Annotated in this window: 14 protein-coding genes; 1 reads left to right on the plus strand and 13 read right to left on the minus strand. The window is 74.5% G+C overall.

Annotated elements, in window-relative coordinates; translation table 11 throughout:
* Positions 1 to 2 precede the first annotated feature (2 nt).
* The 13 genes from V6D49_RS03445 to V6D49_RS03505 form a co-directional block, all read right to left on the minus strand.
* Complete coding sequence (locus tag V6D49_RS03445) at positions 3 to 1691, minus strand: serine/threonine-protein kinase (RefSeq protein WP_340556992.1); 1689 nt, start codon at positions 1689 to 1691, stop codon at positions 3 to 5.
* 100 nt (positions 1692 to 1791) lie between these two features.
* On the minus strand, positions 1792 to 3063 hold the full coding sequence (locus tag V6D49_RS03450) for a Glu/Leu/Phe/Val dehydrogenase dimerization domain-containing protein (protein ID WP_340556994.1): 1272 nt from the start codon (positions 3061 to 3063) through the stop codon (positions 1792 to 1794).
* 375 nt (positions 3064 to 3438) lie between these two features.
* The gene (locus V6D49_RS03455; protein WP_340556996.1) at positions 3439 to 4842 is read right to left on the minus strand and encodes an FAD-dependent oxidoreductase; all 1404 of its coding nucleotides are present in this window, start codon (positions 4840 to 4842) and stop codon (positions 3439 to 3441) included.
* Positions 4839 to 6956, minus strand: coding sequence for a molybdopterin oxidoreductase family protein (locus V6D49_RS03460; protein WP_340556998.1), 2118 nt, complete (start codon positions 6954 to 6956; stop codon positions 4839 to 4841). Before V6D49_RS03460 ends, V6D49_RS03455 begins: the two co-directional genes overlap by 4 nt.
* The gene (locus V6D49_RS03465; RefSeq protein WP_340557001.1) at positions 6953 to 8482 is read right to left on the minus strand and encodes an FAD-binding oxidoreductase; all 1530 of its coding nucleotides are present in this window, start codon (positions 8480 to 8482) and stop codon (positions 6953 to 6955) included. The genes V6D49_RS03460 and V6D49_RS03465 overlap by 4 nt, the downstream gene beginning before the upstream one ends.
* Positions 8479 to 9321, minus strand: coding sequence for an aminotransferase class IV (locus tag V6D49_RS03470; RefSeq protein ID WP_340557003.1), 843 nt, complete (start codon positions 9319 to 9321; stop codon positions 8479 to 8481). Before V6D49_RS03470 ends, V6D49_RS03465 begins: the two co-directional genes overlap by 4 nt.
* Positions 9322 to 10563 carry an FAD-dependent oxidoreductase gene (locus V6D49_RS03475; RefSeq protein WP_340557004.1) on the minus strand — a complete coding sequence of 414 codons (1242 nt, stop codon included), beginning with the start codon at positions 10561 to 10563 and terminating at the stop codon, positions 9322 to 9324.
* Between the two features lie 38 nt (positions 10564 to 10601).
* Positions 10602 to 12191, minus strand: coding sequence for a class I adenylate-forming enzyme family protein (locus tag V6D49_RS03480; RefSeq protein WP_340557006.1), 1590 nt, complete (start codon positions 12189 to 12191; stop codon positions 10602 to 10604).
* 83 nt (positions 12192 to 12274) lie between these two features.
* A complete protein-coding gene (locus tag V6D49_RS03485; RefSeq protein ID WP_340557008.1) occupies positions 12275 to 13765 on the minus strand; it encodes an AMP-binding protein in 1491 nt (496 codons plus the stop codon).
* Positions 13766 to 13814: 49 nt separating this feature from the next.
* The gene (gene pabB, locus V6D49_RS03490; RefSeq protein ID WP_340557010.1) at positions 13815 to 15953 is read right to left on the minus strand and encodes an aminodeoxychorismate synthase; all 2139 of its coding nucleotides are present in this window, start codon (positions 15951 to 15953) and stop codon (positions 13815 to 13817) included.
* A 53-nt stretch (positions 15954 to 16006) separates the two neighbouring features.
* Positions 16007 to 17398 carry a 3-deoxy-7-phosphoheptulonate synthase gene (locus V6D49_RS03495; RefSeq protein WP_340557011.1) on the minus strand — a complete coding sequence of 464 codons (1392 nt, stop codon included), beginning with the start codon at positions 17396 to 17398 and terminating at the stop codon, positions 16007 to 16009.
* 52 nt (positions 17399 to 17450) lie between these two features.
* Positions 17451 to 18824, minus strand: a complete 1374-nt coding sequence (locus tag V6D49_RS03500; protein WP_340557012.1) for an aldehyde dehydrogenase family protein — start codon at positions 18822 to 18824, stop codon at positions 17451 to 17453.
* A complete protein-coding gene (locus V6D49_RS03505; protein ID WP_340557013.1) occupies positions 18824 to 19909 on the minus strand; it encodes an AMP-binding protein in 1086 nt (361 codons plus the stop codon). Before V6D49_RS03505 ends, V6D49_RS03500 begins: the two co-directional genes overlap by 1 nt.
* A gap of 421 nt (positions 19910 to 20330) precedes the next feature.
* Between V6D49_RS03505 and V6D49_RS03510 the strand changes: the two genes are divergently transcribed.
* Entirely contained in the window at positions 20331 to 20810 is a 480-nt protein-coding gene (locus V6D49_RS03510) for a carboxymuconolactone decarboxylase family protein (RefSeq protein ID WP_340557014.1), read from the plus strand.
* Positions 20811 to 20867 lie beyond the last annotated feature (57 nt).

Here is a 20867-nt window from a genome sequence, read left to right on the forward strand (position 1 = left end):
CGTCAGTCGGTCTCGTTGGGCATCACGCGGGTGACCCGGCCCTTGGGGTCCGCCTCCAGGTAGCCGACCTCGTGGTAGTCGTTGGTGAGGTAGACGGCGAGGCCCAGCGGGGTCTCGAACGTCGGGTCGGGGGCCCGCACGGTGAGGTAGCGGACGGTGACGTCCTCGACGTCCAGCTCCTTCTCGGCCTGCCGCAGCAGGGCGGGGAGGGTGTCCCAGTCGAGGTCGTCGATGCTGAACGGGCTCTCCGTCGCGCTCACCGAGCTGCGGATGATGCCCTTCTCCGCGCCGGTGGCGGTGCGGTAGGTCCAGCTGTCGTAGCGGCTGTCGCTGCCGTCGATCATGACGTTCGCCGACACGTGCTCGGCGTACACGGTGAAGGAGCTCATCCGGTCGGTGCCGGTCGCCTCCTTGAGGGCGGCGACGGCGGTGCGGACGCCCTCGGGGGTCAGGAGGTCCACCGCCTCCTTCTCGGCGGGCTGGGCGGGGCCGGTCGGCTCGGTGTCCCCGGCGTCCCGCGCCGGGGTGCCGGACGGGCCAGGGGCCTTGGGGTCGGAGGAGGGGCGCGGGCTGCGGGCCTCCGGGGCGTCCTCGTCGCCGCCCCACGGCAGGACGGTCCAGACGACGACGCCAGCCAAGGCGGCGGCGAGGAGGGGGAGGCTCCAGGCCAGGCGCCGGGACCGGACCGTGCGGACCGGCGGGCGCCCGGTCTGCGGCGGCGCGGTGGGCGCGGTGGTGGAGGGAGGGTTCGCGGCGGGAGCGACGGCGGCGGGTGGGGCGAGGGGGTAGGAGGTGGGGGTGTCCTCGTCGGCCGTGGCGGGCGGGCCGGGGGCGGGCGACGGGCCGGGGCGTCCCTCCTCGGCCGCCGCGAGCAGGTCGTCCAGCTCGGCGGCCGAGGGCCGCGCGGCCGGGTCCTTGCGGAGTGCGGCGTTCAGTGCGGGCGTCAGGGGCCCGGCCTGGGCGGGCGGCGGGAGCTCCTCGTTCAGCACGGCCGCCAGCGTGGCGAGGGTGCTGGAGCGGCGCAGCGGATGGTCGCCCTCCACGGCCACGTAGAGCATCATCGCCAGTGACCACAGGTCGGCGGCGGGTCCGCCCGGTGCTCCGGAGATGCGCTCGGGGGCCATGTAGTCGGGCGTGCCGATGACGGAGCCGGTGGCGGTCAGCGCCGTCGCCTCCCGGACGGCGGCGATGCCGAAGTCGGTCAGGACGGCGCGCCCGTCCGGCCGCAGGAGGACGTTGGCGGGTTTGACGTCGCGGTGCTCGACGCCCGCCGCGTGCGCGGCCCGCAGCCCGGAGAGCACCTCGCGGCCGAGGCGGGCCGCCTCGGCGGGGGCCAGCGGGCCGCACGCGAGCCGGTCGGCCAGGGAGCCGCCGGTGACCAGCTCCAGGACCAGCCACGGGTAGGCGTGCTCGGCGCCGTCCACGACGTGGTGGACGGTGACGACGTGCGGATGGTCGACGCGGGCCAGCGCCCGGGCCTCCCGCAGCACCCGCGCGCGCAGCATGGCCGCCGCGTCGGGGTCGTACTCGGCGAGGTCCGGGTCGGACGGCCGGACCTCCTTCAGCGCCACGGCCCGGTCCAGCACGAGATCGCGTGCCCGCCACACCGTGCCCATGCCGCCGCCCCCGAGGCGTGCCTCCAGCGCGAAGCGGCCGTCGATCACCCGTTCACCGGGCTCCCCCTGCGTCATGGAGGGGATGCTACGAGAGGTGCCTCGTCAAGGAAGTCCCGGCCCCGCACCCGCCGGTACGGCGGGTGCGGGGCCGTTGTGGCTGGTTCAGGAAGCTGGCTCAGGAGGCGGGGCCCGCTTCCTGGTGGACCATGTAGCGCTCCTCCCCCAACTCGGGGAAGAGGCCCCGGAACGCGACCGCTCCACCGTACTCGTGCACGAGGCGTCCGGCGTTCTCGTGGGCCAGGTGCGTCGCTTCGCTCCGGACGGGGACCCCCAGGGCGTCGGCGCGCTCCAGGAGGCCGTGGACGAGGGGACGCATCTGCGCGGACAGTCGGCTGCAGGCGCCGGAGGGGCTGATCACCTCGCCCAGGATCACCCACCAGGCCCCGGCGGCGGCGCCGGTGTTGGCGACGAAGTCGGGGACGACCGTCACGCCGCGCCCCAGCAGGCGCTGCTCGGCCTCGGGGGTGGTCGGCACGTTGGCGGCCTCCACGACGAGCGGGGCCGTGATGAGGTCGCAGTTGTCGGCGGTGATCGTGTAGGACACGGCGGCGGGGACCAGCACGTCCACGTCCAGGCCGAGCCACGCGTCGCCGGGGCACTCGACGTCGTCCTCGCGCAGTGCCGAGCGGTCGATGACGCCGGACGGGCTGCGGGCGGCGAGCAGGGCCTCCACGTCCAGGCCGCGGGAGGTGTTGAGGACGAGGCCGCGCGCGTCGGTGATCCCGACGATCGTGACCCCGGCGCGGGCGAGGTAGAGGGCGGTGGAGCCGCCCATGGCGCCGAAGCCCTGCACGGCCGCTCGGGCGGAGGTGGCCGGGACGCGCCGCTGTTCCAGCGCCGCCAGCGCCGCCTCGGCGACGCCGTAGCCGCCGATCAGTTCGCCCAGCAGCAGTCCGTCGGTGCGGGCGGTGAACGCCCGCCGGACGCGGGAGCGCGCGTCCGCCTCGTCGGGGGCGCGGACCATGGCGGCGTGCAGGGAGGTGTCGCCCAGGCCGATGCGCGCGAAGGCCTGGTCGAGCTGTTCCTGCGGGGTGCCGAGGTCGCCCGCCGTCACCCAGAAGCGTTCGAGGAGCGGCCGGACGGCCTGCAGGAAGCGCTCCCGGACGGACTCGGCCCTCGGGTCGGCGGGGTCGAAGTCGATGCCGCCCTTGGCACCTCCGACGTGGAGGCCGAAGACGCCCATCTTCAGCGTCATCTCCCGGGCGAGCGCCGCGACCTCGTCGCGGGTGCAGCCCGGCCGCATGCGCAGCCCGCCGGTGGCGATGCCGGTGATCAGCCGGTCGATCACGACGTGGCCTCGGGCGGTGGTCTCCGGATCGTGCCAGGTGATCTCCAGATACGGCTGATCGCGGGCCTGAAGAGGGGTCTCGACAACGGTTTCCAGCACGGGGCACTCACCCTTTCCAGCCACTGAGCAGCACGAGATCGACGCCGGTGCCCCGGTCGGCGCGTACGCCGTCGGCCCGAGGGCACAGCGGAGAGGTTCCTTTCGGGGTCACGAAGGTCGGCTCGCGTGGGAGCCGGTGCGTTCACAAGCAGGCTGAAGAGCCCGAGGGGGCGGAAGAGTCCGCACGACAGATGACACGTAGCGCCGGGACACCGGATGAACGCGGATGATGGCGTTGTAGGGGTCCGTAGCGCCCACTGTGAGCTGGGGGTTCGGGGGTTGTCAAGGCACCCAGGATCCCGTTCCCCCACACGGGTAAGAGGGTGGTCTCCGGTGCCGTCCGACGGGGCGTCGGCACGGGTTCCCGGGGGCGGTTCAGCCCTCGGTGAGCAGGCGTTCCACGGCGGAACGGCAGCCTCCGCAGCCGGTGGTCGCGTGGGTCCGGCGGGCGACGTCGGCCGCGTCCCTGGCGCCTTCGCTCCGGCTGCGCCGGATGGCCTCGGCGGTCACGTGGGCACACCGGCAGACGACGGCGTCGGGCGGCTCCGCGTCCTGCGCGGCGGCGGCGAGCCCGGGGAAGAGGAGCAGCCGGCGGTCCAGCGGTATGCGGGCTCCGGTCAGGTACAGCCGCGAGAGCGGGCCCGCCGGAGTGGCGTCGCCGAGCAGGACGGCCCCGACGACGCGCTCCTCGCGCACGACGATCCGCTGGTAGACGTGTCGGCCCGAGTGGGAGAAGTGCAGGACCTCCGCGTCGGGGTGCGCCGCCTCGGCCTCCACGTCACCCATGGCGGCCAGTTCGAGGCCCTCCGCCTTGAGCCGGGTGAGGGGCGCGGAACCGGTGTAGCCCGGGCCGGGGCCGCAGCCGCTGTCGGTGAGGGCCTCGGCGGCGATCCGGGCCTGTTCCCAGGCGGGTTCCACGAGGCCGTGGGCAACGCCCCGGTGCTCGGCGCAGTCGCCGACGGCGTAGACGTCCGGCGCGCTGGTGCGCAGGTGGTCGTCCACGACGACGCCGCGCGCCGTGGTCAGGCCGGCGGCGGCCGCGAGCTGCGTGTCGGGGCGGGCGCCGCAGGAGACGACGAGGAAGTCGCCGGGGACGTGCCGGCCGTCGGTGAGGACGAGGCCGCGCATCCGGCCGCCGCCGAGCACCCGCGCGGCCTGGGCCCCCGTCCAGCAGGTGACGCCCAGCTCGGCGAGGGCTCCGGCGAGCGCGGCGCCCGCGCCGGGGTCGAGCTGGCGCTCCATGAGGTGGCCCATGGCGTGGACGACGTGTACCTCCAGGCCGCGGGCGGCCAGCCCGCGCGCGGCCTCTAGGCCGAGCAGCCCGCCGCCGAGCACGATCGCGCGCCGCCGCCGGGAGGCCAGGTCCGCGATGCGGCGGCAGTCGTCCAGGGTGCGGAAGGCGACGGCGTCCGGATGCAGGTGTCCGTCGTCCGAGACGAGCCCCTTGACCGGGGGCAGGACGGGGCTCGCGCCGGTCGCCAGCACGAGCCGGTCCCAGCGCAGCTCCCGGCCGTCGGCGAGGGCGACCGTGCGCGCCGCGCGGTCGATGGCCGTGACGCGGTGGCCGGTCAGTGGGGCGGGGAGGCCGTCCGGCCAGGGCAGGGTGAGGCGCTCGGCGTCCGGGCGTCCGGCCAGGAGGTCGGTGAGCAGGACGCGGTTGTAGGCGGCGTGGGGCTCGGCCCCGACCACCGTGACCTCCCACTCGGGACGCGCGGCGTGCACCCGGGTGGCCACCCGGTGTCCGGCCATGCCGTTGCCGACGATCACGACGTGCTTCACAGCGGCTCCAGACGTACGGCGCAGGCCTTGAACTCGGGCATGCGGGAGACCGGGTCGAGCGCGGCGTGGGTGAGGGAGTTGACGCGTCCCTCCCCGCCCCAGTGGAAGGGCATGAAGACGGTGTCCAGGGGCGCGGCCGGAACGACGCGGGCGACGGCCAGCACCGACCCCCGGCGGCTGACCAGGCGGACGCGGCCGCCGTCGACCAGGCCGTGGCGGGCCGCGAGATCGGGGTGGATCTCGGCGTAGGCCTCGGGCTCGCGCTCGGTGAGGGAGGCGACGCGGCGGGTCTGCGCGCCCGACTGGTAGTGGGCGGCCGAGCGTCCCGTGGTGAGCAGGACGGGGTAGGCGTCGTCGGGCTCCTCGGCGAGGGGCCGGTGCTCGACGGGGACGAAGCGGGCCCGGCCGTCGGCGTGCGCGAAGGCGTCGGTGAACATCCGTGGGGTGCCCGCCGCGCCCTCCTCGGACGGGCAGGGCCAGAAGACGCCGTGCTCGGCGTCGATCCGCTCGTAGCTGATGCCCGAGTAGTCCGCCGGGCCGCCTCGGCTGGCCCGCCGCAGCTCGGTGAAGACGGCGTGCGGGTCGGCCGGGAAGCCCCGGGGGTGCCCGAGCAGCCGGCTCAGCGCGGCGAGCACCTCCAGGTCGGTGCGGACGCCCGGCGGCGGGGGCCGCAGGCGGCGCCGGCGGATGACGCGGCCCTCCAGGTTCGTCATGGTGCCGTCCTCCTCGGCCCACTGCGCGACGGGCAGCACGACGTCGGCGAGTCGGGCCGTCTCGCTGAGCACGACGTCCGCGACGACGAGCAGGTCGAGGGCGCGCAGCCGCTCGGTGACGCGTCCGGCGTGCGGCGCGGAGACCACCGGGTTGCTGCCGAGGACGAACAGGCCGCGCGGCCCGCCCGGTGTACCGAGGGAGTCGAGCAGCTCGTAGGCGCTCGGGCCGGGGGCGGGCAGGGTGTGTTCGGGCACGCCCCACACGGCGGCGACGTGGGCGCGGGCGGCGGGGTCGTCGAGGCGACGGTAGCCGGGCAGCTGGTCGGCCTTCTGCCCGTGCTCGCGCCCGCCCTGCCCGTTGCCCTGCCCGGTCAGGCAGCCGTAGCCGGAGCCGGGCGTGCCGGGGAGCCCGAGGGCGAGGGCGAGGTTGATGAACGCGGTGACGGTGTCGGTGCCCTTGCTGTGCTGCTCGGCGCCGCGCGCGGTGAGGACGACGGCGCGCTCGGCCCCGGCGAGCAGCCGCACGGCCCGGCGCTGGTCGGCGACGGGCACGCCGGTGATCCGCTCGACGCGTTCGGGCCAGAACTCCGCGACGCCGTCCCGCACCTGACGGAAGCCGGTGGTGCGCCGCGCGATGTAGGCGTCGTCGGTGAGTCCCTCGGCCACGGCGAGGTGCAGCAGGCCGCAGGCCAGGGCGAGGTCGGTGCCCACCCGTGGCCGCAGGTGGAGGGTGGCCTCCTCGGCGGTGGCGGTGCGCCGGGGGTCCACGACGACGAGGGCTCCCCCGGCCTCCCGCTGGCGGTGCAGGTGCCGCATGAACGGCGGCATGGTCTCGGCCGGGTTGGCCCCGACGAGCAGGACGGCGCCGGCCCCCTCCAGATCCTCCAGGGGGAAGGGCAGGCCCCGGTCGAGGCCGAAGGCGCGGGTTCCGGCCGCCGCGGCGGAGGACATGCAGAAGCGGCCGTTGTAGTCGATCCGCGAGGTGCCGAGGACCGTCCGGGCGAACTTGCCGAGCAGGTACGCCTTCTCGTTCGTCAGGCCGCCGCCGCCGAAGACGGCGACGGCGTCGGGCCCGTCGTCCCGGCGCAGGGCGCCGGCCCGCTCCGCGACGCGGGCCAGCGCCTCGTCCCAGGTGGCCGGTTCCAGCGGGGCGCCCGGCGCCCGGCGCACCAGGGGGGTGGTGAGCCGGTGCGCCGGGGAGAGGAGTTCGGCCGCCGTCCAGCCCTTCGCGCACAGGCCGCCCCGGTCGGTGGGGAGGTCGCGCGGACGGACGCGGACGGTCCCCGAGGCGTCCTCACTGAGCCACATGCCGCACTGCAGGGCGCAGTACGGGCAGTGGGTGGGGACCGCCTCGGGAGCGGCCGGTTCCGGGGGATCGTCCCGCACGCCGGCACGCGTCACGGCAGGGGCACCGACTGGGGGAACCGGAAGAAGCCGTGCGGGTCGTAGGAGCGCTTGACCTGCCGCAGGCGCGGCAGGTTGGACCCGTAGTAGGCCTCCGCCCAGTTCTCCAGCGCCGTGTCGGGGAAGTTGACGTAGGAGCGCCCGTTGGAGTGCGGGTCGATCGCGGCGAAGATCCCGTCGAGCCAGTGCTGGGCGGCCTCCCGCTCCTCGGCGGGGGGCGTCGCGGAGGCGAGCGAGACGGTGCACGTGGCGCTGTAGAGCGCGTCGCGGTGGACCCATGCGGTGTCGCCGGTCGCGGGCAGGTTGGCGCGGGCGCCGAGCCCGAGGAGGCTGACGATCCGCGTCTGCCCCGCCCTGCGCTCCGCCTCGTACGCGGTGAGCAGGTCGGTGACGCCCTGCCGGGAGAGGTTGGCGTCGAACATCCGGCCCCGGTTCTTCACCCAGGCCTGGCGCGGCAGCGCGGCCTCCGGGTTGCTGCCGGTGAGGTGGCAGGCGTCGACGGTGCGGTCCTCGCAGCCGAAGACCCGCATCATCGCCCGCTCGTAGGAGAGTTCCTCCACCGCGCGGGTCGCCGGGGAGGTGCCCGCCTGCGAGACCAGCTCGGCGAGCTCCCGCTCCAGCTTCGCCACGCCGCCGAAGTGCACGCCGGTGATGATGACGGTCGGCCGGTTGCCCGGAGCGGCGTCCGGCAGCCGCAGGAGGGCACCGCAGGCCAGGTCGCCGGAGGCCTGCTCGGCCCAGCGCAGGTAGGCGTGGACGACGTCGGGGGCGTCGTCCCAGTCCCAGGTCAGGACGTAGTGGCCGACGTGGGTGATCGGGTTGGCCTCGACCTCGAAGTGGGTGACGACGCCGAAGTTGCCGCCACCGCCGCCGCGCAGCGCCCAGAAGAGGTCGGGGTGGGAGTGCCGGGAGGCGGTCACGACCCGTCCGTCGGCCAGGACCACGCGCGCCGAGACGAGCTGGTCGCTGGCCGGCCCGTACTTGCGGTACTGCCAGCCGGTGCCGCCGCCGGTGATGAACCCGCCGGGGCTCACGCTCGGGCAGAAGCCGCCCGCCACGGCGACGCCGTGCGGCGCGAGCTGCTCGACGATGTCCACGGACTGCGCGCCCGTACCGACCTTGGCGGTGCGCCCGCACGCCCGCACGCCGTTCATCCGGGTCATGTTGATGACGAGGCCCTCGCTGGTGGACCAGCCGCCGTAGTTGTGGCCCCCGCTGCGGACGGCCGTGTGCAGCCCGTGGTCCTGGGCGAAGCGGAGGGTGCGGCTGACGTCGCGGGGGTTCTCCGCGAGGACGACCGCCTGCGGGTGGATGGTGTCGAACATGGCGGTGGCGAGCTTACGCGCCGGGTCGTACTGCGCCTGCCCGGGGAGCACGACGTCCCCGGAGAGCCAGTGCTCCAGGCGGTGCCAGGGGACCGAGGAGCGGCGCGGCTGGGCGGTCGCGCTCGGGACGGTCGCGAGCGGACCCGCCGCGGCGGCGAGGCCGGCGCCTGCTCCCAGAAGTGCCCTGCGGCTGATCATGTGGTGTTCCTTCCTTCGAAAGCGGGCCGGGCGGCCGGTCCGGCGTCCCGGCGGGTGGTCGGCAGGGGCTCCTCCAGGGTGCGGAGGAGTTCCCGCCAGCGGGCGGCCTGTTCGGGGGCGGCCGCCCGCGCTCCGGTACCGACCCAGGCGGAGACCGGCCGGATGCCGTGCAGGGCGTTGACCAGCCAGACCTCGTGCCCGGGCAGCTCCGCCGCCGTGACGGGGGCGGCCCGCACGGGGACGCCCCGGGCGGTGGCGAGGCCGGTGATCAGCGCCTGGGTGACGCCGCCCAGTTGGTGCCGCCCGGCGTCGGCGGTGCACAGGGTCCCGGAGTCCCACCACAGCAGGCTGGCCGTGGTGGACTCGGTGAGGACGCCGGAGGGCAGCGCCAGCAGGAGGTCGTCGGCGCCCTCGCGCTGCGCCTCCCGCCGCAGCGCGCCCAGGGCCGGCAGGTCCGGTCCCTTGCGGGCCGGGGCGTGCCGGGTGTCGGGGCGGGGCGGCACCAGCACGCGGATGTCGGTCCGCAGGGGCGGCGCGGGCCGCACGCGGAGCCCGAGGACGCCGTCGGTGTGCAGTTCCGTGCGGGGGAACCAGGCGCCCTGCCGGGGCAGGACGGCCAGGGCGGCGTCCCAGAAGCGGGCGGCGACGTCCTCGGGTACGCCCTCCTGGCGGCAGGCACCGGTGAACCGGGCGCGGTGCGTCGCCCGGCCGCGCATCCGGCCGTCGTCCACGAGCCAGGAGTCGGCGGCCAGCAGGGCGGGCTCGGGCCCCGCGTCACCGGGCACCAGGCCGTGTCCGTCGTCCCAGACCCACCAGGGGTGCGGTGCGGTGTCCTCCACTCAGTACCGTCCGCTGGTGTTGGTGGCGGCTCCGGCGCGCGGGCCGTAGGGCGCCCTCTCCAGCCACTCGCCGCAGGAGGGGACGACCGGGGACAGGGCCGCTCCGGCCGCCTGCCGCAGCCGCGTGATGCGTCGCTTCGGCCGCAGGTGGTCGAGCGCGGTGCGGGCGGCGTCGCTGTTGTAGAGGGCGGCCTCCCGGCGCAGCACGGCGAACTCGTCGATCGCCCGCTCCCGGTCGTCCGGGGCGGCCAGCGCCTTGGCCACGCTCTCGGCGGCGGCCACGGAGTCGGCGATGCCACTGTTCATCCCCCGCGCGCCGAAGGGCGGGAAGAGGTGGGACGCCTCCCCCACGAGGAGCACCCGCCGGTGGTGGTCGGCGAAGCGCTCGGCGACCAGGTGGAGGAAGTGGTACTTGGAGACCCACAGCACGCGGTCGGCGTACTTGGCGGGCACGACGCGCGGCACCCAGCGCCGCACGGCCTCCTCGTCGGCCCAGTCCTCGGGGGCGTCGTCGTCCTTGCACTGGACGTCGAGCTGGAACCCGCCGGCGAAGGGCACCCGCATCACGCTGCGACCGCCGAGGCCGGGGTGTTCGTAGGTGAACACCCGCTCCAGCGGCATCGGGTCGTCCTCGTCCTCCTGGATGTCGACGACGACGTGGAAGGCGACGGAACGGTCGCCGCGCATGGTGATGTCCTGCGAACGCCGCACGGTGGAGCGCGCGCCGTCGGCGCCGATCACGTACTGGCCGTGCCACACGCCCTCCCCGGCGTGCACCTCCACGCCCTCGGCGGAGGAGCGCACGTCCCGCACCGGTGCGCCCCACTGGAAGCGCACCCCCGCCCGACGGCAGGCCGCGAGCAGGTGCCGCTCGGTCTCGACCTGCCGCAGGCTGGTGAAGGGCGGGGCGGCGCCGGGGGCGCCCGCGGCGCCGTCGCGGGCCGGGTAGGTGCGGGCGAACACCTCGCGGCCCCGGTAGACCGTGCGGCGGGTCGGCCACACGACGCCGTGGCTGACCAGCGTCTCGTCCAGGCCGGGGCTGATGCGGCCCAACAGCCGCAGCGACTCGCGGTGGACGAACAGCGCGCGGCTGCCGGGCCGGACCCGGTCCTCCGGCTCGGCCTCCAGCAGGGTGACGGGCAGTCCGTGGCTGCGCAGGGCCAGGGCGGCCGTCAGCCCCACCGGGCCGGCGCCGACCACCAGCACCGGAAGCACGTCCTGCGTCGGCTGGTCTTCGGTCATTGGGTGTTCCCCTCGGTCTTCCGTCGCGGCGTGGCGCGTCAGTCGTCGGCGTTCAGGACGGGCACGCGGTTCTCGCGCAGCATCTGGGTGATCTCCACCCGCCGGACCTTCCAGGTGGAGGTGCGCGGCACCTCGCTGAAGGGCCAGTGCAGCGGGGGCGCGAGCGCCGGCAGGTCGGCGGTGGCCTTGGCCCAGCGGTCGGTGTCCAGCGGGGCGTCCCGCCGCGTGCAGATGACGGGGACGGGCTCGCCGTCGGTACCGATCACGATGATGGCTTCGAGGAGTTCGGGCAGCCGCGACATCAGCACGTCCTCCACCTCGAGGTTGCTGTCGATGTCGTCGATGCGGTCGATCTCCCGGTCGATGAGGTGGAGCTTGCCGAAGCGGCCGAGGTGGCCCATGTCCCCCAGCCGCCACCAGCCCTCGTTTTTGTTCCGGAGGTACCGCTCGTGCTCGCCGAGGTAGGTCATCACCGTGCTGCGGCCGCGCAGTTCGAGGTGGCCGGGGGTGCCCTTGGGCACCGGGCGGCCCGCGTCGTCCACGACGCGCACCCGGATGAAGCCGGGCAGGACGTAGCCGACGTCCCGGCCGTCCATGCGGCTGGCGCCCTTCTCGGTGTAGACCGCGCCGGAGATCGGTCCCGTCTCGCTCTGCCCGTAGAGCTGGACGAGCATGGGGCGACGGCGCCGGGAGGCGGCCAGCAGCCGCTGGATGGTGCGCGGGTGGATGGCGTCGAAGGTGCTGCTGTAGTAGCGGACGCTGGCCAGCGGCGAGCCCTCGGCGGTCGCCAGCTCCTCCCACTGGATGAAGTTGTTGGGGTGGGTCTCCACCAGTCCGGGCCGGTGCCGGACGAACGTGGGCCCGATCTTGTCCGGGTCCGGGTCGTGGAGGACGACGAGCGGGTTGCCGTAGTTCAGGAACACGCCGAGCGAGTGGAAGAAGCGCGAGTGCACGAACGACATGCACAGCGCGACCGTCTCCTTCCGGCGCACGGGCCAGGCCATGATCTGCTGCGGCAGCAGCCGGTGGAACAGCCCCCGGGCGTTGTGCACCATCAGCTTGGAGACGCCGGTCGTCCCGGAGGTGTGGGTGATGAGCGTCGGGTGGGTGGGGTGCATCGTCACCGGCGAGCGCCGGGGGGCGTCCTCGACGGCGGCGATCAGCCGCAGGCCGTCGTGCTCGTCGGTGCCCGCCAGCAGCGTCTCGTGGGTCAACTCGCGCACCGGGACGCCGTCGAGGGGGCCGGCCAGCTTCGCGGCGTCGGTGATCAGCCACGGCTGGTCCAGCCGCTTCAGCAGCTTGCCGACGATCTCGCCCGGGAGCGCGGCCGAGATCATCACGGGGACGCCGCCGATCCGGGACACGGCGCTGGCCAGCAGGGATATGTCGAAGTTGTCGCTCTTGTGCACGGCGACGCGTTCGCTGGGCCGCACGCCCATCCGCCACAGCCGTGCGGAGAGGTCGGCGACGACGTCCGCGACCGACGCGTACGTGAAGTGGGTGCCGAGCTTGGGCAGGGTCGCCAGCGGCTCGTCCAGGGTCACGGGCGCGGCGGGGAACTTCCGGGCCGCCTTCTCCCACATGAGGCCGACGTAGAAGGCGGATTCCGGCAGACGATCGAGGAACATCTCAGGCTGCTTTCTTCTCTGGCGCGGGTGCGGGGGAACGGATACGGGCGGGGCTCCGGGCGGCCGGGCGCGGGGCCGGGACGTCACCAACTGCCGCCGCGCAACAGGTAGCGCTGGATCTTCCCGGTGGCGGTGCGCGGCAGGGCGCTCACCACCTCCACGCCGCGCGGCACCTTGAAGGCCGCCAGCTCCGCGCGGGCCGTGGCGAGCAGTGCGGCGGCGACCTCCTGCGGGTCGGCCGTGCCGGGGCGCAGGACGACGAAGGCCCGCAGCTTGGTGGCGCCCCGGTCGTCGGGGACCCCGGCGACCGCGACGTCCAGCACGGCGGGGTGCCGGGCCAGGAGGCGTTCGATCTCCACCGGCGAGACGGTGATGCCGCCGATCATCTCCAGGTCGTCGGTGCGGCCCAGGTGGACGAGGGTGCCGTCGGGGTTGCGGACGGCCCGGTCCCGGGTGTTGAGCCAGCCGTCGACGATCGTCGCGCGCGTGATCTCCGGCAGCCCGTGGTAGCCGGGCGTCACCGTCGGCCCGCTCACCCACAGTTCACCCGCCTCGCCGTCCGGGAGGGGCTGGCCGTGCTTGTCGCGGATCTCCGCCGCGAAGCCGGGCACCGGGCGGCCGACCGTGCCGGGCGTGTGCGCGGCCGGCCCGTTGGTGGCGATCGCGTGTCCGGCCTCGGTGGAGCCGAGCTGGTCGTAGACGGGAGCGCCGAGGAACGCCGTCACCCGCTCACCGAGTTCGGGGGTGAGGCGCTCGCCCGCCGACACCGCCGCGCGGACGGTGCGGAAGGCGTCGGAGGACGTCTCCGCGAGGAGGTTGGCGTAGGCCGAGGGCACCGCGAAGAGGTAGGTGACGCCGTGGCGGGCCACCAGCTCGGCGATCCGGGCCGGCTTGGGCGGGCCGGGTTCCAGGACGGCCGCGCCACCGGAACAGAGCGGAAAGGCGAGGGAGTTGCCGAGGCCGTAGGCGAAGAAGAGCTTGGACACCGACAGCAGGACGTCGCCGGTGCCGATCTCCAGCACCTGGGCCCCGGCGCCGCTGTGGTACCGCTCCAGGTCCTGGTGCCGGTGCAGCACTCCCTTGGGGGAGCCGGTGGTGCCGGAGGTGTACTGGAGGTAGAGGGGGTGGTCGCCCCCGACCGGGGCCGCCGGGGCGGGTTCCCGGCCCTCGGCGGCCGCCAGCAGTGCGTCGGGGGTGAGGTGGGGGACGCCGGGGAAGTGGTCGACGGTCTCCTCGCGCGTCACGACGAGCACGGGCCCGCTGTCGCGGACGAGGTGCGCGTGGTCGGCCGCCGTCAGCGCCGGGTTGGTGACGACGGTGACGGCGCCGAGCCGCGCCGTGGCGAGGAACGCGGCGACCCAGGCGATGCCGTCGGTCAGGGCCAGGCACACCCGGCTCCCCTGGCCCACGCCCCGCTCGGCGAGGACGGTGGCCGTCCGCGCCGCGAGGGCGTGGACCTCCCCGTGGGTGACGCTCACGTCGTCCTCGTGGAACGCCGGGCGTCCGTCCCACCCCTTGCGCGCGCAGAGGTCGGCCAGCACCGCCGCCGCGTTGCCCGCGGTCGTCGCGTTCATCCTTCGGCTCCTGTCGTCGTCGGGTCCCGGCTGGTGGGTGGAGGGGGCGTCAGCCCGGTAGGGGCACCTGCGCGCTGTCGGCCGTCTCCCCTGCGGCGTGGGCCCGTAGCGGGGCTGCGGCCTTGAGGAGCACCTCGTCGTACTCGGCGTCGGCGTCGGAGTCGAGGACGATGGCCCCGCCCGCGCCGACCCGCCAGCGTCCGTCGCTGCGCACGGCGGTCCGGATGACGATGTTCAGGTCCGCCGTCCCGTTCGTGGACAGGAAGCCGATGGCGCCGGAGTAGATCCCCCGTGCCTCGTCCTCCAGGGAGTCGATGATCTCCATCGTGCGCAGCTTGGGCGCACCGGTCATGGAGCCGCCGGGGAAGCAGGCCCGCACGACGTCGATCACGTCGTTCTCGGGGCGGATGCGCCCGCACACGGTGGACACGAGCTGGTGCACCGTCGTGTAGGTCTCGGCCGCCATCAGCCGGGGCACGTGGACGCTGCCGATCTCGCACACCCGGCCGAGGTCGTTGCGCAGGAGGTCCACGATCATCAGGTTCTCGGCGCGGGTCTTGGCGTCGGCCGCGAGCGAGTCGCGCAGCCGCACGTCCTCCTGCGGGTCCGGACTGCGGTGGACCGTGCCCTTGATCGGCTTGGTCTCCACCACCCGGGACCGGTCGATGGACAGGAACCGCTCGGGGGAGGAGCTGGCCACCTCGACGTCGCCCAGCCGCAGGTAGGCGGCGTAGGGGGCGGGGTTGAGCCGCCGCAGGGCACGGTAGTAGGCGAAACCGTCCCCGTCGGCGGCGGGCAGCCACGCGGAGGTGGTCAGACAGACCTCGTAGCTCTCCCCGGCGTGCAGGTAGCGCTGGATCTCCGCGATCCGGGCCCGGTACTGCTCGCGGTCGTGCAGCAGCCAGGACCCGGCGTCGGTGCCGGGGGGCGTCGGGACGGGCGGCACCGGCGGGAGGGACAGCAGCGAGGCCACCGCCGCGTCGGCCCAGCGCGCCGCCGCGACCTCGGTGTCGGGGTCGGAGAGCGCGACGACGTAGGTGCACTCCTCGAAGTGGTCGACGACGACGAAGCGGTCCACGAAGAGCCACATCGCGTCGGGCACGGGGGAGGTGTGCCGGTTGACGGAGCCGAGGTCGCCCTTGAGCTCGTAGCCGAAGTACCCCACGTAGCCGCCGGAGAAGTCGAACGGAACGTCCGTCAGGTCCACCCGCCGCCGGCGCAGCTGGCGCTGGAGGTAGTCGAAGATGTCGCCCGGGACCGGACGTGCGGGGTGCCCCGCACGTTCGACGACGACGGCGTTCTCACCGGTGCGGTAGCGGACGAGCTCGGCCAGCGGGCCGGAGGCGTCGCCCATGAAGGAGAACCGGGACCGGCCCGGCTCGACGTGGGCGCTGTCGAGCCAGAACGCGGGGGCGGCGGAGTCGCTGTACAGGTGGGTGAAGGCGGCCTCGGTGTCCACGGCCGTCTCGATGGTGCGCAGGTGCACCCGCAGTCCGGCGGACGGTTCGTCGGGCCGGACGGTGGGCGCCTGGGCCTTCGGCGTCGCGGGGGCGGGCGGCGCGGCCGGGGACGTCCGGGCGGGGGCCCCGACGGCCGGGGTACGGGTGCCGCGCCGCAGGGTGAGGTCGCGGAAGTTCGCCAGGAGCTGCCGGCCGTACTCGGTGCACACCGACTCGGGGTGGAACTGCACCCCCCACAGCGGCCTGGTGCGGTGCCGGAGCCCCATGATGACGCCGTCCTCCGACCACGCCGTGGCCTCCAGCTCCGGCGGCAGCGGCTCGGCCACGCTCAGGGAGTGGTAGCGCACGGCGGTGAAGTCCTGCGGCAGCCCGGCGAAGACGTCCTCGTCGTGGTGCCGGACCGTGCTGAGGTAGCCGTGTCGGGGCTGCGGGGCGGGGACGACCCCGGCCCCCGCGGCGAGGCCGATGCCCTGGTGCCCCAGGCAGACGCCGAGGACGGGTATCTCGCTGCGTTCCAGCACGTCGGTGGCGATGCCGAAGTCGCGCGCCCTGCCGGGGTGGCCGGGGCCTGGGGAGACGACGACGTTGTCGAAGTCCGACAGCTCCGGGACGGCGGTGGCCGGTGTGTCGTTGGTGATCACTACGGGCTCGGCACCGTTGACCTCGGCGATCAGCTGGAAGAGGTTGTAGGTGTACGAGTCGTAGTTGTCGATCAGCAGAGTGCGCATGCCTGTCGCTTTCTGCCGAAGTCACGTACCTCCGGCTCGGATGGGGAAAGGGCTCAGTGGTGGCGCAGCAGGTCGGCCACGGCCTCGATGACGTGGAACGCCTGGGCGTTGCTGAGCCGCGGGTCGCACAGGGTGCGGTAGGCCTGGGTCAACTGCTCCTCGGAGGAGGGACCGCCGGGGCCGAGGCACTCGGTGACCTCCTCGCCCGCGATCTCCAGGTGCACGCCTCCGGGCCACACCCCCGCCCGGCCCAGCACCTCGAAGAACCCGGTGATCTCGGTGAGGACGTCGGCGACCCGGCGGGTCTTGAGGCCGTTCCCGAGGGTGACGGTGTTGCCGTGCATGGGATCGCACAGCCACGCCACGTCGTGTCCGGCCCCGCGCACCGCGCGGACGAGGGCGGGCAGCCGGTCCCGTACCTGACCGGCGCCGAGACGGCTGATGAGGGTGAGCCGTCCGGGGGTGCGGTGCGGGTCGATGCGTGCGCAGACCCGCAGCAGGTCCTCCTCCCGGGTGCCGGGGCCGACCTTGCACGCCACGGGGTTGGCGATGCCGGCGAGGAAGGCCACGTGGGCGCCGCCCACCTGGCGCGTGCGGTCACCGATCCACGGGAAGTGGGTGGAGAGCAGGTACTGCTGGCCGGTGTGCGGGTCCCGCCGGACGAGGGGCTGTTCGTAGTCCAGGACGAGGGCCTCGTGGCTGGTCCACAGCCCCGTGCGGGTCCAGCCCTCCGGGCCGCGCACCGTCCGGCCGTAGTCGCGCAGCACGGACCGCAGGCTGCCGTCCCAGGTGCGCACCGGGTAGGCGCTGCCGCTCCGCGCGCCGTTCAGCTCGCGCAGGGCCTGCTCCCCCGCCGACGCGTGGGCCAGCAGGCGCAGTTCGTTCATGACCGCGCGCGAGGTGGCGTAGGCGAGTTCCATCCGGGCCGGGTCGGCCGTCCGGGACGCCTCGTCGGCCGCGTGGCCGTTCACCAGGTCGCCCCGGTAGACGGGCAGCGCGCGGCCGTCGCACCACTCGACGGGCTTGGAGCGCGGTTTGGCGTGCTGGCCGGCGATGCGCCCGACGGTGACGGTCGGCAGGTCCAGCCGCTCGCTGAGGAGTTCCCCCAGCGCGCCGATGACCTCGTGCTTGGCCCGGACCGCGTGGACGGCGGCGGGGCCGGTGGGTTCGGCGCAGTCACCGGCCTGGAGCAGGAAGGCCCGGCCCGCGCGGACGTCCACGAGGGCGGAGCCGAGCCGCCGCACGTCGGCGGGCGCCGTCAGGGCGGGCCACAGGGCGAGCCGGTCCTGGACCCGGGCGGCGGCGGAGGCGTCGGGCCACTCCGGCTGCTGCTCGGCGGGCAGGTGCCGCCAGTGGAGGCCGGGCAGCGGAACGGCCGCTGCCCCGGTGGGGTCGTGGGCGTCGGACTGAGTGGGGGGCGCAGGTGCGAAATCGGTCGTGGTCACCCGTTCATCTCTTCCGTGGACGTGGCGGGCACGGGGCCCGCCGGCGGCGGACTCAGCTCTCCGGCGGCGCGGAGACCAGGCCCTTCGGTTCGAGCAGGAACTGGGCGAGACTGCCGTCGTGGGGGATCTCGGGGACCGAGGTCCAGGGCCGGACCCGGCCGGTCACGACCTTGCGGACGCTCGGCTCCCGCAGGACCCGTTCGGCCAGCTCGGCGTGCTCGTCGGGCAGTGAGACGACCAGCGAGTCGCGCAGCGGTGCGGTGCCGTCCTGGGGGCGCCAGGGGGCCACGACGACGAAGGGGAAGCCGAGTTCCGTGCCGACGATCGGCGCGGTCACGTCGCTCACCGACACGACGAGCGGACGCATGACGGCACTGCCGTCCCCGGGGTCACCGCAGAGGCCGTCGGCGTACCGGTGGGTGCTGTGGTCGACCGCGCCCGCCGTCATCCCGGTGAGGTGCTCGGCCAGCACGGCCCCGCTCTCCCGCGTCATGGCGGGCAGCGTGGCCGTCGGGTCGGTGACCGGACGGACCGGCAGTGCGGCCAGGCGCTCGGCCAGCGCGTCCGCGAGCGGGGCGACGGGCCCGCTGGTGAGGACGAGGGAGATGTTGTTGCAGCGCACGCCCCCGTCGTCGGCGATCCACTCGACGAGGTCGCCGAGCAGGCCCTCGTCCCGCGCGGCGGCCGGGCCGACCAGCACCTTGCTGCGGCCCGGGCCCCGGACGAGGACGTCGCGCCGCGCGCCGAACCGCTCGGCGGCGGCCGGACCGCCGTAGACCAGGCCCAGGTCCGCCTCGGCGAGGAGGTGCTCGCCCACCTCGTGCCCACCGGGCAGGAGGGCCGCGCGGTCGGGGCCGGTGCCCGCCGCGAGCAGGGCCGCGAACAGCCGCCGGGGGGTGAAGGGGTCCTTGCTGCCGGGGCGCACCAGGACCGAGACGCCCATCGCCAGGGCGCGCACCCAGGTGACGTTCGGCTCGGGGTGGTTGTTGGGGACGACGGCCGCCAGCAGGTCGCCGCGCGGAAGCCAGCGGGTGGCGAAGCCGGGTTCGGCGAACGGGGCCGGCAGTTCGGCCTGGTTGAGCCGCTCGATCCGGCCCAGCTGGGCGCGGATGCCCTCGATGGCCCGGTGGACGGCGCCCAGCGGCGTACCGGTGGCCAGCGCGACGCGGCGCCCGTACTCCTCGGGCGTCTCCCCCTCCAGCTCGGCGGTGGCGAACAGCTCGCCCGCCTTGGCGAAGACGGACGCGTCGGGCGCGAGGTCGGCGGCGCCGGCCCGTACCCGGTTGAGGGCGGCCTGGGCGAGTAGCCGCGGGGCGAGGCCCACGGACGCGAGCGGCATGCCGTCCACGCCGGTCAGCGTCGAGCGGTCCCGGCTGTCCACGTCGCGGCCGGAGATGACCGGGTTGACCACGGGCAGCGCGCTCATCAGTAGACCCCTTCCACGACGGTCGGCGCGTCGTCGGTGCGCAGGGGGGCGATGTCGGCCAGCCCGTCGACGGTGTCCCCGGCCGCCGGGCGCACCCGGATCGCGGTGTCCCGCTCCAGCACGTTCGGCAGGAACATGTCGTGGCTCAGCTGGTGCATCAGGACCTGCCCGCGCCGGCCGTACTCGACCTCCTCGCCCGTCTCGGGGTCCAGGACCTCGACCACGGACTGCGGGAAGTAGGGCCGGAAGACGCAGGGGTGCTCGTCGCCCTCCTCGGGCGGACGCTGGGGCGCGATGCCCATGATCGTGTTGCCGTAGATCGCGGCGACCTTCGCCCGGGGGAAGAAGAACTCCTCGACCTGGCGCAGCGATTCGGCGCTCATGCTCGTCCCCGCCCACAGGATGCCCTCGACGGTGGACGCCAGGCGCTCGTGCAGGGAGGCCCGCGCGCAGACGGCCTCCAGCACGGGCGGGGTGATGAAGAGTGTCTTGATCTCCTGGGAGCGGACCACCAGCTCCATCTGGTCCAGCAGGTACTCGCGGTACTCGGCGGCCAGGTCGGTGCGCCCGGAGCCGATGAGCCGCTTCACCCAGCGGGGGTCGAAGTCGAGGGTGAAGCAGACGCCGCCGCGCAGGTGGGCGAGGTGCCGCACGGTGCGCCCGACGACGTGCGGGCCGGTGGGACCGACGTGCAGCCAGTGGCCGGTGGCGGGGAAGCCGTGCTCCGCGAGCACCTCACTCACCCAGTCGACGTTGCGGGTGCGGGCGGTGCTGTCGACGATACGTTTCGGCGCGCCGACCGTGCCGCCGGACTCGAAGACGTCGAAGGACGCGGCGTCGGACCCCTTGGGGAAGAGCTCCTCGACCGGGACGGTGCGCAGTTCGTCGCTGACGTCGGGGAACCTGCGCAGGTCGGCCAGGCTGGTGATGTCGGTCAACGGATCGAAGCCGAGACTTCCCGTCCGGTTCAGCCAGAACGGCGAACCGGTGGCGGGCTCGAAGTGCCACCGCATCATCGCGTGCAGGTGCGCGGCGACGGCGGCCTCGTCCTGCGGCCGTGACGTGCCAGGGGTCAGCTCAGGCATGTTGATCTGCGGCCCTTCATCGGTCGGTCCCGGATCACCGTCGGAGCGCGGCGGGACGGATCCGGAGGTGGAAACGTGGCGGACCGCGGGAAAGGGCCGGACGCCTGGACGGCAGCCCGCACCCCGGGATACCCGCGGCGTGGAGCACGGTGTGCTGTGGTGCAGGTGAGGGTGGTGCAGGTGGTGCTGGTGGTCAGCCAGGGAATGTGGTCACGCGTCGCACCGGAACCGAGCGTCATCGTTCCGGAGAGCACAGTTATCTTTCGCGCGAGACAGTTCGCCTGTCAAGGCGAAGCCGAACACGACCCGAGCCCACCGCGAGCTGACCGGGTACCGGCCTGGCGGGACACCGTCGCAACGTTCAACTGCAGGTGTCATTCCGGAAGTTGGGCGACCACTTCGGGTCACATATGGTCAGCGCATGGCTACCGGAAAGAACGAGCGTCTCGACCTCCGTGAACTGTCCTCCTCCACCTACGCGGTGATGCACCGGCTGGCCGGCCAGGCCGACAAGGCGGCCGAGGAGTCCGGGCTGGAGAGCGAACTGCTCCACCTCGTGCGCATCCGCTCCTCGCAGATCAACGGATGCGCGTTCTGCATCGACATGCACACCATCGACGCCCGCCGGGCCGGCGTGGGCGAGCAGCGCATCTACGCGCTCAACGCCTGGCGGGAGACCCCCTTCTACAGCGACCGCGAGCGCGCGGCCCTGGAGGTGGCCGAGTCGGTCACCCTCATCCACGACGGTCAGCTGCCCGACGACGTCTTCGAGCGGGGCCGCGAGGCCTTCGGCGAGGCGCAGCTCGCCCAGCTCGTCTGGGTCGTCGTCGCCATCAACAGCTACAACCGCCTGGCCATCACCGCCCGCCTCGCGCCGGGGAACTACCACCCCGGGGAGTGACCCTCCCGGCCGTTGTGGCCGCCGGTGCGGCCACAACGGCGTCGTCCCGTCCAGCCG

Source organism: Streptomyces sp. GSL17-111 (genome assembly GCF_037911585.1).
Classification (GTDB): Bacteria; Actinomycetota; Actinomycetes; order Streptomycetales; family Streptomycetaceae; genus Streptomyces.

Bases quoted from the DNA above. Each gene is read 5' to 3' on its own strand.
- V6D49_RS03445 (WP_340556992.1), bottom strand. From the start codon at position 1,691: ATGACGCAGGGGGAGCCCGGTGAACGGGTGATCGACGGCCGCTTCGCG.
- V6D49_RS03465 (WP_340557001.1), bottom strand. From the start codon at position 8,482: ATGATCAGCCGCAGGGCACTTCTGGGAGCAGGCGCCGGCCTCGCCGCC.
- V6D49_RS03475 (WP_340557004.1), bottom strand. From the start codon at position 10,563: ATGACCGAAGACCAGCCGACGCAGGACGTGCTTCCGGTGCTGGTGGTC.
- V6D49_RS03480 (WP_340557006.1), bottom strand. From the start codon at position 12,191: ATGTTCCTCGATCGTCTGCCGGAATCCGCCTTCTACGTCGGCCTCATG.
- V6D49_RS03485 (WP_340557008.1), bottom strand. From the start codon at position 13,765: ATGAACGCGACGACCGCGGGCAACGCGGCGGCGGTGCTGGCCGACCTC.
- pabB (WP_340557010.1), bottom strand. From the start codon at position 15,953: ATGCGCACTCTGCTGATCGACAACTACGACTCGTACACCTACAACCTC.
- V6D49_RS03500 (WP_340557012.1), bottom strand. From the start codon at position 18,824: ATGAGCGCGCTGCCCGTGGTCAACCCGGTCATCTCCGGCCGCGACGTG.
- V6D49_RS03505 (WP_340557013.1), bottom strand. From the start codon at position 19,909: ATGCCTGAGCTGACCCCTGGCACGTCACGGCCGCAGGACGAGGCCGCC.
- V6D49_RS03510 (WP_340557014.1), top strand. From the start codon at position 20,331: ATGGCTACCGGAAAGAACGAGCGTCTCGACCTCCGTGAACTGTCCTCC.